The sequence below is a fragment of the Acinetobacter sp. YQ_14 genome (genome assembly GCF_043102985.1).
Classification (GTDB): domain Bacteria; phylum Pseudomonadota; class Gammaproteobacteria; order Pseudomonadales; family Moraxellaceae; genus Acinetobacter; species Acinetobacter venetianus.
In genome coordinates, this window is sequence record NZ_JBICJJ010000002.1 from 203,048 (window position 1) to 217,971 (window position 14,924).

Genomic DNA, 14,924 nt, shown 5'->3' on the forward strand with positions numbered 1-14,924 from the left:
ATCACTTCAACACCTATATAGAGGACATCACCATGATTAAAGGTCTAGCAATTACACCACCTGTTTTAGGTCGGATCAGCATTGGCAAGATCGTGGAAAAGAACGGCAAACGAGTTCCTGAAAAGGATGATCAATTTACCATTACCAGCCAAATTCAAGGGAAAGACGGATGGATTAAGCATCCCTTGGATGAACAACTACGAGCAAAAGCACCCAATCAAAAACTTAGAAGCATTCCAGTACGAATGATCTTTAATGATCCAGAATTGAATCTACGCGCTGAGTACAGCTTATTTGATCGACAAACAGGACGCTTAATCTGTTCAGGCAATGGAGAAACTTGTCAGCGACTTGGACAAAACGGCATTGAACAACATCCATGCCCATCCCCTGATTTATGTCCATTGGCACAAGGTGGGCTATGTAAGCCTTATGGCAGACTGTACGTCAACTTAGATGAATCGGATGAGTTAGGCACCTTCATCTTTAGAACGACTGGATTTAATAGTATCCGTACCTTAGCAGCACGACTCCGTTATTACAGTTCAGCTTCAGGTGATTTACTTTCATGTTTGCCATTGCAACTCACTCTGCGAGGTAAAAGCACCACGCAAAGTTATAGAACTCCAATCTATTACGTGGATTTGACTTTAAAGGATGGAACCAATTTGCAGGAAGCGATTAGCAATGCCAAGCAAATCAGTGAACAAAGCAAAGCAGCAGGGTTCTATCAAGAGGCATTGGATCAAGTAGCGAGGATAGGTTATGGCAATGCCAGCTTTGAGGTGGGAGGTGAGGAAGGGATGGATATTGTTGAGGAGTTTTACTCGGATGAATCTGATCAGCAAATCCAAGACACATCGAATCAAGTTGACCGTGTTCAGGATATACAGAAAGGGTTGCGGCAGTCGGTCAAGGCTTTGAATTAGATGTCATTAGATGTCATTGGATCAAGTAATTTTTTATTCAGGAGACCTATCATTTGAGCAATTACCGCTCGCATCAATGATTAGGAGAAAACATCATGAATGCGTCGATCACAGGTCAAACTTTTCAGATGAACCAAATTATCAACATCAAGCATGTTGTTGAGTTTACAGCCCTAAGCCGATCAAAGATCTATGAGATGATTAATAAAGACTCGAAATATTATGATCCTACATTTCCTCAACCCGTGCGGTTAACTGAAATGCGAATTGGTTGGTCAGCTTGGGAAATTCATGAGTGGATTCAGGCTAAGTTAGAACAGCGAGAGGAATAGGGGGCTTTTGCTCCCTTATTTTTTTGGTAGAATTGAGAAAAATTAATTGTGATAAGAATGAAGCAAACTTTAGATTATTACGATACAAATGCATTGGGATTTTTTGAATCTACAATTAGGGTAGATATGGAGAGTTTATATCAACCATTTTTACGGTATCTACCAGACAAGGCTTTTGTACTTGATTTAGGTTGTGGGTCAGGTCGAGATACCTTGGCTTTTAAGAAAAAAGGTTATCAGGTTGCAGCAACAGATTATTCAAAAGAACTGGTTGATAAAGCATGTCAATTGACTGGAGTCGATGTGCGTTTTGAAAGTTTCTATGAGTTGTCCGAATTAAATCAGTATGATGGTATTTGGGCATGTGCCTCACTATTACATTGTGAAAGAAAACGCTTGCCTGAGGTGCTGGAAAAAATACTAAAAGCCTTAAAAGTGAATGGTATCTGCTATATGTCATTTAAATATGGTGCGGGAGATCGTTATAAGGATGGAAGACAATTTACCGATATGGATGAATCCCAAGCACAGAGTTTATTAAAAAAATTTGATAATATTTTATTGTTACAACAATCGATTACGATTGATAAGCGCCCTGATCATAATGAAGATTGGCTGAATATCATATTTAAAAAACAAAATTGAATAAATAATGTCAGTACCTATACCAACACCACAGCAGCAACTTAAGTTTCTTAAACAGATTCAGCAAATTTTACATTCAGGAAACTTTTCTTCGACGTATAAATTTGCTTTATTGATGAGCCTTTCTCGTTTGGCGATTGAACAGGGACGCGATACTGGAGAAGGCTTAACTTTAGACTATCTGGATATTGCAGAAAAATTTATAGATTTATACTGGAAGCAGACTCTCCCATTTCATTTTAATGAAAATGAACCGTTCCTATTACAACAGAATAATGGCAAGCAAGCAGGAATTATTAGCTTAATTCACACTGCCCAACAACGTTATAAATCTCTTGCCTTAGCCAGACGAGATCATGTGTACTGGCTGCAATTGAAAAAGAAAGTGGCAGATATTGTAAAGAAAATGCCTGTAACTTACCTACAGAATTTGAAAGGGCAAAATATTGAGTTTTTATATCGTTTAGAAGATTCTCGAAAACAACTTATACTTTTGCCAAATGTCATGTATTGCTTACGTCAGTTTAGCGAAATCATTGAAGAGTTATGTCAGAAAAAATGGGTTGATTTTGTCAGATTAAATAAATGTAATTTATTGGTTCTGGATGGTTTACCTGATCTGGCAACATTCATGTTTGAGCCAAGCCGAAATCAGCTTCGACAAGTAGGGAAGTTCCTAGTTGACCTACAAGCATGTAAGTGCTTTTACTGCCAAAAGCCAATTAAACAAAATAAATGGGCTGTGGATCATTTCATACCTTGGGTGATGTACCCAGCAGATACAGGACATAACTTTGTACTTGCAGATGAAAAGTGTAACTCAGCTAAAAGTGATTTTTTAGCGTCGGAAGAGTTTTTGTTGCAGTGGCAAGAACGAAACCAAAACTTTGATAGCATCATTACAGATGAGTTATCAAAGCTTGGTTTTCTGACAAATATTGAAAGATCACATAATGTTGCTAATTGGGCATATCGGCAGGCTAATGAGAATGGGTATTTGTTGTGGGTAAATAAGCCATAAGCATTTACATAAATTTAGAGTATCTATCTATGAGTAGTTGATGGTCATGAAATTCTAAAAAGGGTCTAACAGCTAAGTAAATTTCCTCTTTTAATTTGATATCTATCCATGAATCATCACGATAGATACATTCACACATGGCTCTGAGAATAAGTTCAATTTCATGATTATTCATTAAAAAAATCTCTTCTGCTACACGACCTCTGAGTGCATTAAGAAGCTCCTCAAAATTTGAAAATTCTTCATTATAAAAATCAAGCTTTGAAGAGATATAAGAAAAATAGCCTTTTGCATTTTCGACCAAAGAAATGAGACAAAGATATAGTTGTGAAATTTCATTCGTAGTGAAATAGGCACGGCTACTTTTTGGGGAAATATAGAAATCTTGCAAGGCCTCGATGGTCTTTAACACACCTAAACTTCGATAGTAATGATCCTTGAGTAACGCAAATTTACGAATATCCCTCATGTAACCAAAGTCCTTTAGATCTTTTAAGCTTTTAATTTTCTTTGAGTAACTAAAGTAGGAAAAAAAGTTCTTCTTTTTATTCCAATTAATAGCTTCTGGAATAAGTTTCTCTGTTATCCATTCAAAAGAATTTTGACAAGGCCACCATTGTTCTTCGGATACAGGAATTTTGCTAAGGGGAGGCTCCCATAATAAAGTGAGTTCATCTTCGTCGTTGATATCTTCAATGTTTTCTGCCCAAAACATACCATGATAAACATCTTCTACAGGTTTATATTTTTCTCCTGTATATAGTTGTATGAAATTTCGAGATGCTGAAAATATATGCCATTCAGTGTCTCCATTATCTACATCATGAACGTTCGTAAATCTAATCATTAGGTCCCAAATTTCTTTGGACAATGTACATAAAGCAACGTATGTTCGACCATTCCATAAAATAAAAGGAAAGTTATAAGCTTTCCATATGTCTTCAATTTTTTGTATTGCTCCGAGATAGGCAGTAGTAAGATTGTCTGCAACTTCTGTAATTTGTTGAATAACTTCAATTGGTAGATTAAAACGACAGTTTTGTAAGTCTATAACCTCAGATTGATTTGATGGGGTACCAATATAAAATGGTCTATAGCGAGAATGGATAGGTTGTCCTGAGTTCCCTAAGAAATTTTCTAACATCCATTTGTTTTCTAGAATAACACTTACCCCATGAGCATCATGAGTTTTGATCGTAATAATGGCAGAGCCGACATGGTTTTGTGTAGGTAATAAAGCCGAAATTTCAATCCACTTTTTTTTAATTTTCCAATTGCCATCCTCAAAAAAGGATTCGTCAAAATCTGAAAAATTTAATGAAGAGAAATCAAGAAATTCTTTAGCCGCTTCTCGATTATTTTTATCAGGATCAATTAACGCTTTATGTAATGTCTCAATAAAGTGAGTTCTAAGCATCCATTCATTGTAAAACTGACTTTCAGGAGCCATTGGAAAGAACTTGCTAACAATGTCTGGATAGGCTTGTGACATTGTGGTTAAAGTTACGGCTGTCCATAACTCGGACTCAATTCCTAAAGTATGTAGTTCTTGGTGTATCTCATGCCATTTCTTCGAAATATTTCTAGGTACTTCTTCTTGCGCAAGGATAATGACATATTTATTTATGTTAGGGAGTAAGTCGTTTCGTCTAAACTTTTTTATAGTTTTATCTAGTTCTTGAATTGATAAATTTCCCCAGCATTTGCATTCATAAACAGCTAGCATTTTAGGAAATTTTACAAAATTGGCGCAAATATCAAGCCCACCTTGATAGTGTCCATTACCTTTAATACGGTGAACATTGTTTAAATTTTTATCTTTAATAAGTAACCATTCGCAATATTGTTCAAATTGCTCGCTGGTAAGTCGTGTAAATGGTAATGCAGTAGCATCGAATGGAATATAATTTTTCATGAAGTAAATTTTGATCGTTAATTTAAAATTAGTTTGAAGTCGTATCTTTGTACAAGTAAAATAAATGACAGACTAACTAAAAATATCATTAAAAGTAATAGCTTATATTTATCCGTTTAAACTCAATAAATTTGCTGCTAGGCACCAAAAACTGTACTTATCAATTATACTTGTATTCTTTGAATTTGATGCTTTTTATTGTTATGACCTTGTTAGATTTGAAAGATCTCGAAACCCATTTGTGGGAAGCAGCACATATCATCACAGGTCCGATAGATGCTTCAGACTATAAGACCTATATTTTTCCTATACTTTTCTTTAAACGTATTTGTGACGTTTATGATGAAGAACTTGCAGATGCTATTAACGAAATTGGTGATGAAGAGCTTGCGCGTGGCCCAATGTTCCACCGTATTGACATTCCTGAAGGTTGTCATTGGAATAATGTAATTGCACATACAAAAGATGTTGGGAAGCATTTAAAAGAAGCGTTTAATAAAATTGAGCAAGCCAATGAAAATTTATACGGTATTTTTGGAGATGCGAGTTGGACCAATAAAGAACGTTTGTCTGATGAGCTGTTAATTACCTTATTAGGTCATTTTAATAAGTATCACCTTGGTGTAAATGAAGTTCGTAATGACGATATGGGGCGTGCATACGAGTATCTGATCAAGCGCTTTGCTGATAAAGCTAATAAAAAAGCAGGGGAATTCTATACACCACGTTCGATTGTACGCTTGTTGGTGAATATTCTCGATCCAAAAGTGGGTGAGAGTATATATGACCCAGCTTGTGGTACTGGTGGTATGTTGTTGGAAACCATTCACCACGTTACAGAGAATGGCGGTGATCCACGTTCATTAACATTAAAAGGCCAAGAGAAGAACCTGACAACGGAAGCCATTGCACGTATGAACTTGTTTTTACATGGACAAGAAGACTTCCAAATTGTACGTGGTGATACGCTACTTGAGCCTAAATTCCTGCAAAACGATCAGCTTGAGCAATTTGACTGTGTAATTGCGAATCCACCCTTTAGTTTAAAAGAATGGGGTTATAACAAGTGGTCATCAGATCCGTATGCACGAAATGTGTATATGGTTGAAGAGCCTGATGAAAGCAGTGAAGACCCAGAAAAAACTAAATTGGTACGTAAGACTTTCTTAGCACCAAAAACCAATGGCGATTTTGCTTGGATTCAACATATGTTGGCCTCAGTCAAAGGTGAGGGTCGAATGGCGGTGGTATTACCCCACGGCGTATTGTTCCGAGGTGGTTCAGAGCTTGAAATTCGTAAACAGCTTTTATTGTCAAATCAACTTGAAGCAGTGATTGGTGTTGCGCAAAACCTCTTCTATGGAACTGGTATTGCAGCCTGTATTTTAGTCCTGCGTAAAGATAGAACACCGGTTCAGAAAAAAGATGGAACAGTATTAAATGCACCTGTGTTGTTCATCAATGCTGAAGAGATCTTTACCAAAGGCCGTGCCCAAAACACGCTGAGCAATGCACAATCTGATGAAATTTATGATCTATACATCAAAGCAAAAGAAGAGCATCAAGAGCTGATTGGTCAATCTCGTTGGGTGCCATTTGTTGAAATTGAAGAAAATGAATTTAACTTAAATATTGCACGTTATGTGCAAAAGCCTTTAGAGCAAGAGACCATGACACTTGAACAGGCTTTAAGTGATTTCACCAACAAAATGGCAGATTTAGAAAAAGCTGAGCTAGAGTTAGAAACGTTGTTAAAAGCCCAAGGTTTTAAGATTAAGGATGTAGGTTAAGTCAAATGGCAAATGAAAATGCAAAATTAGAAGACCTACTGTGGGGTGCTGCTGAGTTCCTACGTGGGCAAATTGATGCTTCTGACTATAAACAGTATGTCTTTCCGCTTCTGTTCTTTAAGCGTTTGTCGGATGTGTATGATGACGAGCTTGAAGATGCCAAAAAAGAAATGGGTACAGATGACCTATTTGGCTTTTTACAATTTCATCGTTTCGAAATTCCAAGCGAAGCAAGCTGGAAAACAGTTAAAGAAACCACTCAAGACATTGGTAAAGCCATTCAAACAGCATTACGTACCATTGAAGCTAAGAATGAGCGTTTAGTGGGTGTATTTGGTGATGCACAATGGACCAATAAAGAACGTTTGCCAGACCATTTACTCAAAGACCTGATTGGGCACTTTAGTAAGATTGATTTGGGCTTACATAAGGTCAAGCAAGACGATCTTGGTCAGGCTTATGAATACTTGATTAAGAAATTCGCGGATGATTCAGGCCATACAGCAGCAGAATTCTATACCAACCGTACTGTGGTGCATTTCATGACACGGATCATGGAATTAAAACCAGGCGAAACCGCTTACGATCCAACTTGTGGCACCGGGGGGATGTTGCTCAATGCAGTCATGGATTTGCGTGAAAATGGCGAAGAATGGCGCAGTGTTAAGCTCTATGGGCAAGAGGTCAATTTACTGACGTCTGCAATTGCGCGTATGAATATGTTCCTGCACGACATTGAAGAGTTTGATATACGCCGTGGTGATACTTTAGGTGAGCCAAAGTTCATTGAAAATGATCAGCTTAAGCAGTTTGATGTGATTTTGGCTAACCCGCCGTACTCAATTAAAAAATGGGACCGTAAGAAATTTTCAGCAGATCCTTTTCATCGCAATATGTATGGTATACCGCCACAAGGCTGTGCCGATTATGGCTTCTATACACACATCATTAAGAGTTTAAAGCCAGATACAGGTCGCTGTGCGATGCTATGGCCACACGGCGTATTGTTCCGTGATTCAGAGTTTGAAATTCGTAAGCAAGTGATCGAATCAGACATTATTGATGCGGTCATTGGTTTAGGTCCAAACCTGTTCTATAACTCACCAATGGAGTCTTGTATTGTTGTTTTGGGAACCAATAAGCCAAAAGAACGTAAGAATAAGATTCTCTTCATTAATGGTGTAGAGCATGTGACACGAGAGCGCGCACATAGCCGTCTTTCTGAAAAAGATTTAGAAGTATTGGTCAATGCTTACTTTAAGCCTGAAGAAAGCGAGATTGCACGCTTGGTGGATTTAGATGAAGTCCGTCAAAACAACCATAACCTTTCTATTCCCTTATATGTCTCTTTAAAGAAAGAACAAGAAACGGTATCGATGGATCAGCTTTTGGATGATTGGGTAGATAACCGTAAACAGTTAAAAGATTTAGTTGCAGGTTTGATGAAAGATTTAAAAAGTTTAGATGTTCAGTCAGTGGAGCAAGATGTATGAGTACTGATTTGAATATGGAATATCAAGAAGTAAAGTTTGGTGAGATTGCTAAGCATATTTCTAAGCGTGTTGAGCCAAGTGAAACGACCTTAGAGGTTTATGTCGGCTTAGAACATCTTGATCCTGATAGTTTAAAGATTACTCGCCACGGTGTACCAAGTGATGTTGCTGGTCAAAAGCTATTGGTGAAAAAGGGACAGATCATTTTTGGTAAGCGCCGTGCATATCAGCGTAAGGTTGCTGTGGCAGATTGGGATTGTATTTGTTCGGCACATGCGATGGTACTTGAAGCGATTCCGGGAAAAATTTTGCCTGAGTTGCTTCCATTTTTCATGCAATCAAATTGCTTTATGGAAAGGGCTATTTCTATTTCAGAAGGTTCATTGTCGCCAACGATTAAATGGAAAACCCTAGAGAATCAAAAATTCAAAATACCCACCATTGAGCATCAATCTCAATTACTAAATATCTTAAATAAGATTGAAGAATGCCTGCACAAAACGCATTTACTAAAAAATAGTAATGATAGAAAATGTTCAATTTTATTTGATGAGGTTTTGTCTGGAAAATTAAGATTAAAGTCAAATGAGGGTGAGTTATTCAAGAGTAACTGGTCATATAAAACACTTAAAGATTTAGGTGTAACAATATCTGGTGGCACACCAAATACATCAGTAAGTGATTATTGGGATGGAGATATTGTTTGGGTTACACCTACAGATATTACAAAATTAAATTCAATGTATATTTTCGACTCTAATAGAAAAATCACAGCAAAAGGTTTAAGTAATAGTTCTGCGAAATTGGTTCCAAGCAATACTTTGCTTGTATGTACTAGGGCAACAATTGGTTATATGGCTATCACTAGTGATGAAATGTGTACAAATCAGGGCTTTAAAAATTTAATTCCATACGATGATGTGGATGTGGAATTTTTATATTACGCATTACAGTCCCAGAAGCAGCAGTTAATTTCTAAAGCTAGTGGTTCTACTTTTTTAGAGTTATCAAAGTCAGCATTTGAAAGTATTGAGCTTTTGATAACAGAGTATGAGGAACAGAAGACTGTTTCTAAGTTTTTAAAATCATTGGATGTAATTAGTGATTCAATTGATTCCAAAGTTGAAAAGCTTACAAACTTAAAAAATAAAGTACTGAATGTAAATATTAAGATATAAAACTAACGAGAGTTTATATGTTTAACGAAGCAAATGGACCAGAAGAAGCAATTGTCCAAAAACTACAAAATTTAGATGGGGTGAAGTGGGAATTTGTATCAGGGGATGCAATTCCCAAATCTCCGCAAGATGTGTTGGTGGGGACTTGGCTTAAGCAGGCGTTGATTAAACTCAACCCTGCTATCCAAGCCAATCCAGACTATGCGGATGAAGTGATCTATAAACTGCGTGCGGTATTCTTAGATGCCAAACATACTGGTTTAGTCAAAGCCAATGAAAACTTCTACGAGTGGCTAAAAGCAGAAAAGTCATTACCATTTGGCGAAAATGGTGAGCATGTCACCATTCACATGATTGACTACAACAATCTTGCAAATAACCATTATGTGGTATCTAAGCAAGTCCATTTTATTGCAACCACGGAAGCGTATTTCGATATTGTCCTATACGTAAACGGTATACCGCTAGTCGTGGGTGAAATGAAGACGGCAACCCGTCCTGCTATAAGCTGGGAAGACGGCGCTGCTGATTTCTGTGGTGGAACAAAAAATTATTGGAGTAATGTTGCTCCTTTTTTTGTGCCTAACTTACTGTGTTTTGCATCGGAAGGGAAAACATTTGCCTACGGCGCAATCAATGCACGTCTAAAAGATTGGGGACCTTGGCATAAAACCGAACAGCGAGATGAAATTTTACCGGGAATGGCATCAGTACTTGAAAGTGCAGCAGGCTTACTCAATCCAAATACTTTATTAAAGTTACTGCAATCATTCACGCTATATTCATCAGTGAAAATTGGTAAGAATTTAGCACCAACAAAAATTAAGATTCTGCCACGTTACCCACAGTTTGAAGCAGCATCACAAATTGTAGGTCGTGTGAAAGCAGGCTATCCAAAGAAAGGTTTGATCTGGCACTTCCAAGGTTCAGGTAAATCCTTACTGATGCTTTATGCAGCGCAAATGCTACGTGCCGATGCGAAGCTTAAGAATCCGACTGTATTGGTGGTGGTAGACCGTAAAGACTTAGATGGTCAGATCAATGACACCTTTGGTGGTGCGGATATTAAGAATCTTGTACCGGTGCAAAGCTGTAAAAAACTGGGTCAGCATATTGAACAGGATAGTCGTGGCATTCTCATTACCACCATCTTTAAATTCCAAGATGTTGAGATTGAGCAAGACAATGCTAAAGGCTTAAATGACCGGAGCAACATCATTGTGCTTGTGGATGAGGCACACCGTACTCAAGAAGGCTCACTGGGTGAGAAAATGCGTTGGGCTTTACCAAATGCATTCTTCTTTGGTTTAACAGGCACACCAATTTCAGGACTAGAAAAGAACACCTTTAAGCTCTTCGGTGCAGAAGAGGATGAAGGTCGCTATATGAATAAATATAGCTATAAACAGTCTATCCGTGATGCTGCAACTAATCCTGTGAAGTTTGAACCTCGCTTGGCTGAGCTACGTGTAGATCGTGAAACGATAGATGCTGAGTTTGAGAAATTAGCCAAAGAAAATGATTTAAGTGAAGAACAAAAAGCACAACTTTCACGCCGTGCGGGTAAATTAGCACTTATGCTTAAAGCACCTAAACGCATGGCACGTATTAGTGAAGATATTGTTGAGCACTTTAACTCACATGTCAGACCAAAAAAGCTTAAAGCGATGGTCGTGGTCTATGATCGTGATGCGTGTGTGCAAATGTACTACTTACTGAAAGAGAAACTCGGTAAGGAAAGTATTGAAGTCATTATGAATGTAGACCGTGCCCTAATTGAAGTGACTGATGGAAATAAGAACGGAAAGCTTAATAAAGATTGGCGCCGTTGGAAAGAAGAGCTCAAGTTACCAATTGAAAAAGATGATTTCGAACGTTGGCAAAAAATTGATGCTGATAGTCAAACGCAAAAAGATATTTTAGAAGGATACAAAGATTCAGAGAATCCTTTACAAATCATTATTGTGACAGCGAAATTGCTTACTGGTTTTGATGCACCAATCTGCTATTGCATGTATTTAGATAAACCTCTTCGAGATCATACTTTGCTTCAGGCAATGTGCCGAACAAACCGTTTGTATGAGAAAGATGGTGTTAAAAAAGAAATGGGCTTGATTGTCGATTATCTTGGTGTATTTGAAAATTTACGCACCGCACTTGCATATGATCCTGAAGATATTGATAAAGTCGTTGAAGCCATTGAGAGTTTTAAAGAGCTATTTGAGCCTGCCTTGCAAAAATGTCTAGATTTCTTTCCAGGAGTAGATCGTACAGTCGAAGGCTTTGAAGGGATTATGGCAGCACAGGAATGCCTACCAACAAATGAAAAACGAGATAACTTTGCTCGTGCATTTGGTGTGGTAAATAAACTCTGGACGGCAATTTATCCAGATAATTTTTTAAATCCATATCGACAAGATTTTAAATGGCTTGCACAGATTTATGAAAGTATTCGTCCTGCAACAGGTACAGGCTCATTAATTTGGGCTGCACTAGGACCACAAGTGATACAGATGATCCATGAAAATACGGATGTAAATCGTATTCGTGATGATATTAGCTCACTGACCATGGATGAACATGCAATCTTTACACTTACTGAAAAAGAGCAAGAACGTAAAGCAAGACAACTAGAAATCAATTTGCTTGGACGTTTACGTGGGCATGATGATCCTCGCTTTGTGAAACTCGGAGAACGTTTAGAAAAACTTCGTCAAGACTATGAGTCAGGTGTAATTAAAGCGATTGATTGGTTAAAAGGTTTGCTTGAAACCGCTAAAGAAACTGTTCAGGCTGAACGTGAGACAGGAGATACGCCAGTAACTGAGCTTGATAACAAAAAGGCTCTAACGAAGCTTTTTATTGAAACGCGACCAGAAAAGACACCAGATATTATCCGTCAGATCGTAGAGCAAATAGATGAGATTGTAAAAGTTACAAGATTTGATGGCTGGCAAACTTCGATAAGTGGTCCACGTGAGGTTCAAAAAGCATTAATCATTACATTGAATAAGTTCGGTTTAGGAAAGGATAAAGAGCTTTTTGATAAGGCTTACGGGTATATCAAGGAGCACTATTAAGATGGAATTTAAAGTTTTAAGTCGTGGTACATGGTTACCTAACGAAGGCCGGAATGCGGCATATTTGCGTATTGATAATTGGAATGATTTTTCATATTTCACATTATTCCAAGTAAAAGTCTTTGATGAAAATGGCAAAGGTTATGAGTTAGGAGATGTAAAAATTGGTTATAAGGGACAAGAGGAAGGAAGTGCTAATGCAACATCTGAAAAAATAGATAAGCATTTTAACAAGCTTTCAGAAGACTATTTCTCTTTAGGTCAAAATACAAATTACTATAAAAAATTAAGTGCTATGCCTGAGAGAACAAGAACAAGTTACTTAAAAGGGCTAAATGACTTAGTTGCTCATCCAGAATTGCTTCCAATAATTGAAGATGAAACAGTTTTTGGTAGCTCATTATTAAGGGACGTATACATAGCCTCAATTCGAGGAAAGTTTAAAAGTGTTTTAGATGGAGACAATGAATCTACGCCTTTTCAATTTCATTTCATACGTGATGAAAGTAAGAAAATGAGTGGTATCAAATTATATTTTAATGTAGAGGTCGATACTAAACCTCCAACAAATATCCATGCGCTTATAGGTCGAAATGGAGTAGGAAAAACAACTCTATTGAATGGAATCATTTCTGCAATTAGAAATTCTAATGATAGTCAAGAATGCCGAATAGAACCGCGAGACCATCGTTATAGCGTGGATGATAAAGATTATTTCAGCTCATTAATCTCAGTATCTTTTAGTGCATTTGACCCGTTTATACCTCCTACTGAACAATCTGATCCGGCAAAAGGAACATGTTATTTTTATTTAGGTCTTAAAAAACCTGGTGATGATGAACAGCTATTAGGTTTTAAAGAATTAAGGAATGAATGTATTCAATCTTTGATGAATTGTTTTGCAAAACAAGATAAAACTGAAAGATGGATGAAAGTTATTCAAAAATTATCATCAGATATAAATTTTGCTGAAATGAATTTAGAAAGTTTAAAGGAATTTTATCAAGAGTTAGCACAGCATTATAAAATTGAAAATCGTTCGAACACTGCTGAGTACCAAAATATAAAAGAGAGGATGAAACAAGAATATGAGGAACATGTTTTAAGGGTTTTAACGCGTATGAGTTCGGGACACTCTGTTGTATTCATGACAATAACAAGATTAGTCGAAAAAGTTGATGAGCGCTCTTTAGTGTTATTAGATGAGCCAGAAAGTCATTTACATCCACCTTTATTATCAGCCTTTATTCGAGCGTTGTCTGATCTTTTAATATCTAGGAATGCTATTGCAATAATAGCAACTCACTCTCCAGTTGTTTTGCAAGAAGTGCCTCGTAATTGTGTCTGGAAACTATTTAGACATGGAAAAAGTATGGTAATAGATCGACCAAAAATAGAAACATTTGGAGAAAGTGTTAGTGATTTAACTACTGAAGTTTTTGGATTAGAGGTTTCAAACTCAGGATTTCATGGTTTGCTTAAAGAATCAGTAGATGAAGGAAAAAGTTATAAAGACATTATTGATGAGTTTAATAATCAGGTCGGTTTTGAAGGTCGAGCTTTACTAAAGGTAATGATTAGTGAAAGAGATAGGGATGCTCAACAATGAAAAGGTTAACTACACCTAATTATAACTATAGTGATTTGATTGATTTATGTATTGAAGGAATTGCTGATACTCAAGCCATGAAGCCTAGAATTATTGTGAATAAACAAAATCTACTTTTAGATGCGAGTGTATACAATACTAAAATTAATCAGGGCGAAATTTATACATATACTCCATTAATTAGATTTCATGATGGAGTATGTATCAGAAGTACTAAAGACGATTATGAAAAGCTGTATACGCAATACTTTGTACCTAAAGCCAAAAAAACTAGAGTAATCTACGATGCAATATTAACATCAGCGAAAGGTGAGTGTCCTTTTTGTGGTGGTTTAGGTGATCCTTCAAATTTGGATCATTTTTTACCTAAAGCGGAGTTTCCTCAATTTAGTATTTATCCTCCAAATTTAGTACCGTCATGTCGAGATTGTAATATGGGGGAAAAGAAAGTTGGATATGCAAAATATGCTGAAGAGCAAACGATACATCCTTATTTAGATAAACAAATTTTTTTTGAGGAGCAGTGGATCACAGCTGATTACATTGCCGATTCAAATTTAGATGAGCCTGGTGAGTTTAGATATTATGTGAACACACCAAGTCATTGGGATGATGTGGATAAGAAAAGAGCAGAGAAGTATTTTAAGGATTTTAATTTATCGAGTAGAAATGCTAAACGAGCTACGTCTTCTCTGAAATCTAAATTAAGATCAATTAAACGTGAATTAGATAGAGGGATCAGCATTGAAGAAATTATTAGTGATGTGATTCAGCCTGATATTGATGATGCACCTTTTGTAAATTATTGGGAAGTTGGGATGTGTGATGGACTAATTAAATATTTAAAATTCCAACAGGTCCTTGAAGTGATATAGTTATTAATAAGTGGAAAATATAAAATTCCAATATAATTTGTTATATATTGATAGGAA

General features: G+C 36.8%; 11 protein-coding genes. 10 read left to right on the forward strand and 1 reads right to left on the reverse strand.

Translation table 11 applies throughout. The features are described 5' to 3' along the window. Window positions 1-32 precede the first annotated feature (32 nt). The 4 genes from ACF8D3_RS00945 (at window position 33) to ACF8D3_RS00960 (ending at window position 2,927) form a co-directional block, all read left to right on the forward strand. Window positions 33-929: a hydrolase or metal-binding protein gene (locus tag ACF8D3_RS00945; protein WP_392469606.1), complete on the forward strand. Its 897-nt coding sequence runs from the start codon at window positions 33-35 to the stop codon at window positions 927-929. A gap of 95 nt (window positions 930-1,024) precedes the next feature. Beyond that, window positions 1,025-1,261, forward strand: a complete 237-nt coding sequence (locus ACF8D3_RS00950) for an AlpA family transcriptional regulator (protein WP_125318708.1) — start codon at window positions 1,025-1,027, stop codon at window positions 1,259-1,261. Between the two features lie 57 nt (window positions 1,262-1,318). Continuing rightward, a complete protein-coding gene (locus ACF8D3_RS00955; RefSeq protein ID WP_392469608.1) occupies window positions 1,319-1,906 on the forward strand; it encodes a class I SAM-dependent methyltransferase in 588 nt (195 codons plus the stop codon). Window positions 1,907-1,913: 7 nt separating this feature from the next. Next, window positions 1,914-2,927, forward strand: a complete 1,014-nt coding sequence (locus ACF8D3_RS00960; RefSeq protein WP_392469610.1) for an HNH endonuclease — start codon at window positions 1,914-1,916, stop codon at window positions 2,925-2,927. A 4-nt stretch (window positions 2,928-2,931) separates the two neighbouring features. On the opposite strand, the gene ACF8D3_RS00965 is transcribed toward ACF8D3_RS00960, so the two are convergent. Further along, window positions 2,932-4,842 carry a hypothetical protein gene (locus ACF8D3_RS00965; protein ID WP_392469612.1) on the reverse strand — a complete coding sequence of 637 codons (1,911 nt, stop codon included), beginning with the start codon at window positions 4,840-4,842 and terminating at the stop codon, window positions 2,932-2,934. A gap of 203 nt (window positions 4,843-5,045) precedes the next feature. On the opposite strand from ACF8D3_RS00965, the gene ACF8D3_RS00970 reads away from it, so the two are divergent. The 6 genes from ACF8D3_RS00970 to ACF8D3_RS00995 are packed head-to-tail and all read left to right on the forward strand — an operon-like array spanning window position 5,046 to window position 14,867. Beyond that, window positions 5,046-6,632: an N-6 DNA methylase gene (locus tag ACF8D3_RS00970; protein WP_392469614.1), complete on the forward strand. Its 1,587-nt coding sequence runs from the start codon at window positions 5,046-5,048 to the stop codon at window positions 6,630-6,632. A 5-nt stretch (window positions 6,633-6,637) separates the two neighbouring features. Beyond that, window positions 6,638-8,125: an N-6 DNA methylase gene (locus tag ACF8D3_RS00975; protein ID WP_392469616.1), complete on the forward strand. Its 1,488-nt coding sequence runs from the start codon at window positions 6,638-6,640 to the stop codon at window positions 8,123-8,125. Then, entirely contained in the window at window positions 8,122-9,303 is a 1,182-nt protein-coding gene (locus ACF8D3_RS00980) for a restriction endonuclease subunit S (RefSeq protein WP_392469617.1), read from the forward strand. The genes ACF8D3_RS00975 and ACF8D3_RS00980 overlap by 4 nt, the downstream gene beginning before the upstream one ends. Window positions 9,304-9,320: 17 nt before the next feature. Then, complete coding sequence (locus ACF8D3_RS00985) at window positions 9,321-12,383, forward strand: type I restriction endonuclease subunit R (RefSeq protein WP_392469619.1); 3,063 nt, start codon at window positions 9,321-9,323, stop codon at window positions 12,381-12,383. 1 nt (window position 12,384) lies between these two features. Continuing rightward, on the forward strand, window positions 12,385-13,992 hold the full coding sequence (locus ACF8D3_RS00990; RefSeq protein ID WP_392469621.1) for an ATP-dependent endonuclease: 1,608 nt from the start codon (window positions 12,385-12,387) through the stop codon (window positions 13,990-13,992). After that, window positions 13,989-14,867 (forward strand): HNH endonuclease, encoded by an 879-nt coding sequence (locus tag ACF8D3_RS00995; RefSeq protein WP_392469623.1) that lies wholly within the window; start codon window positions 13,989-13,991, stop codon window positions 14,865-14,867. Before ACF8D3_RS00990 ends, ACF8D3_RS00995 begins: the two co-directional genes overlap by 4 nt. The last annotated feature ends 57 nt before the right edge of the window (window positions 14,868-14,924 follow it).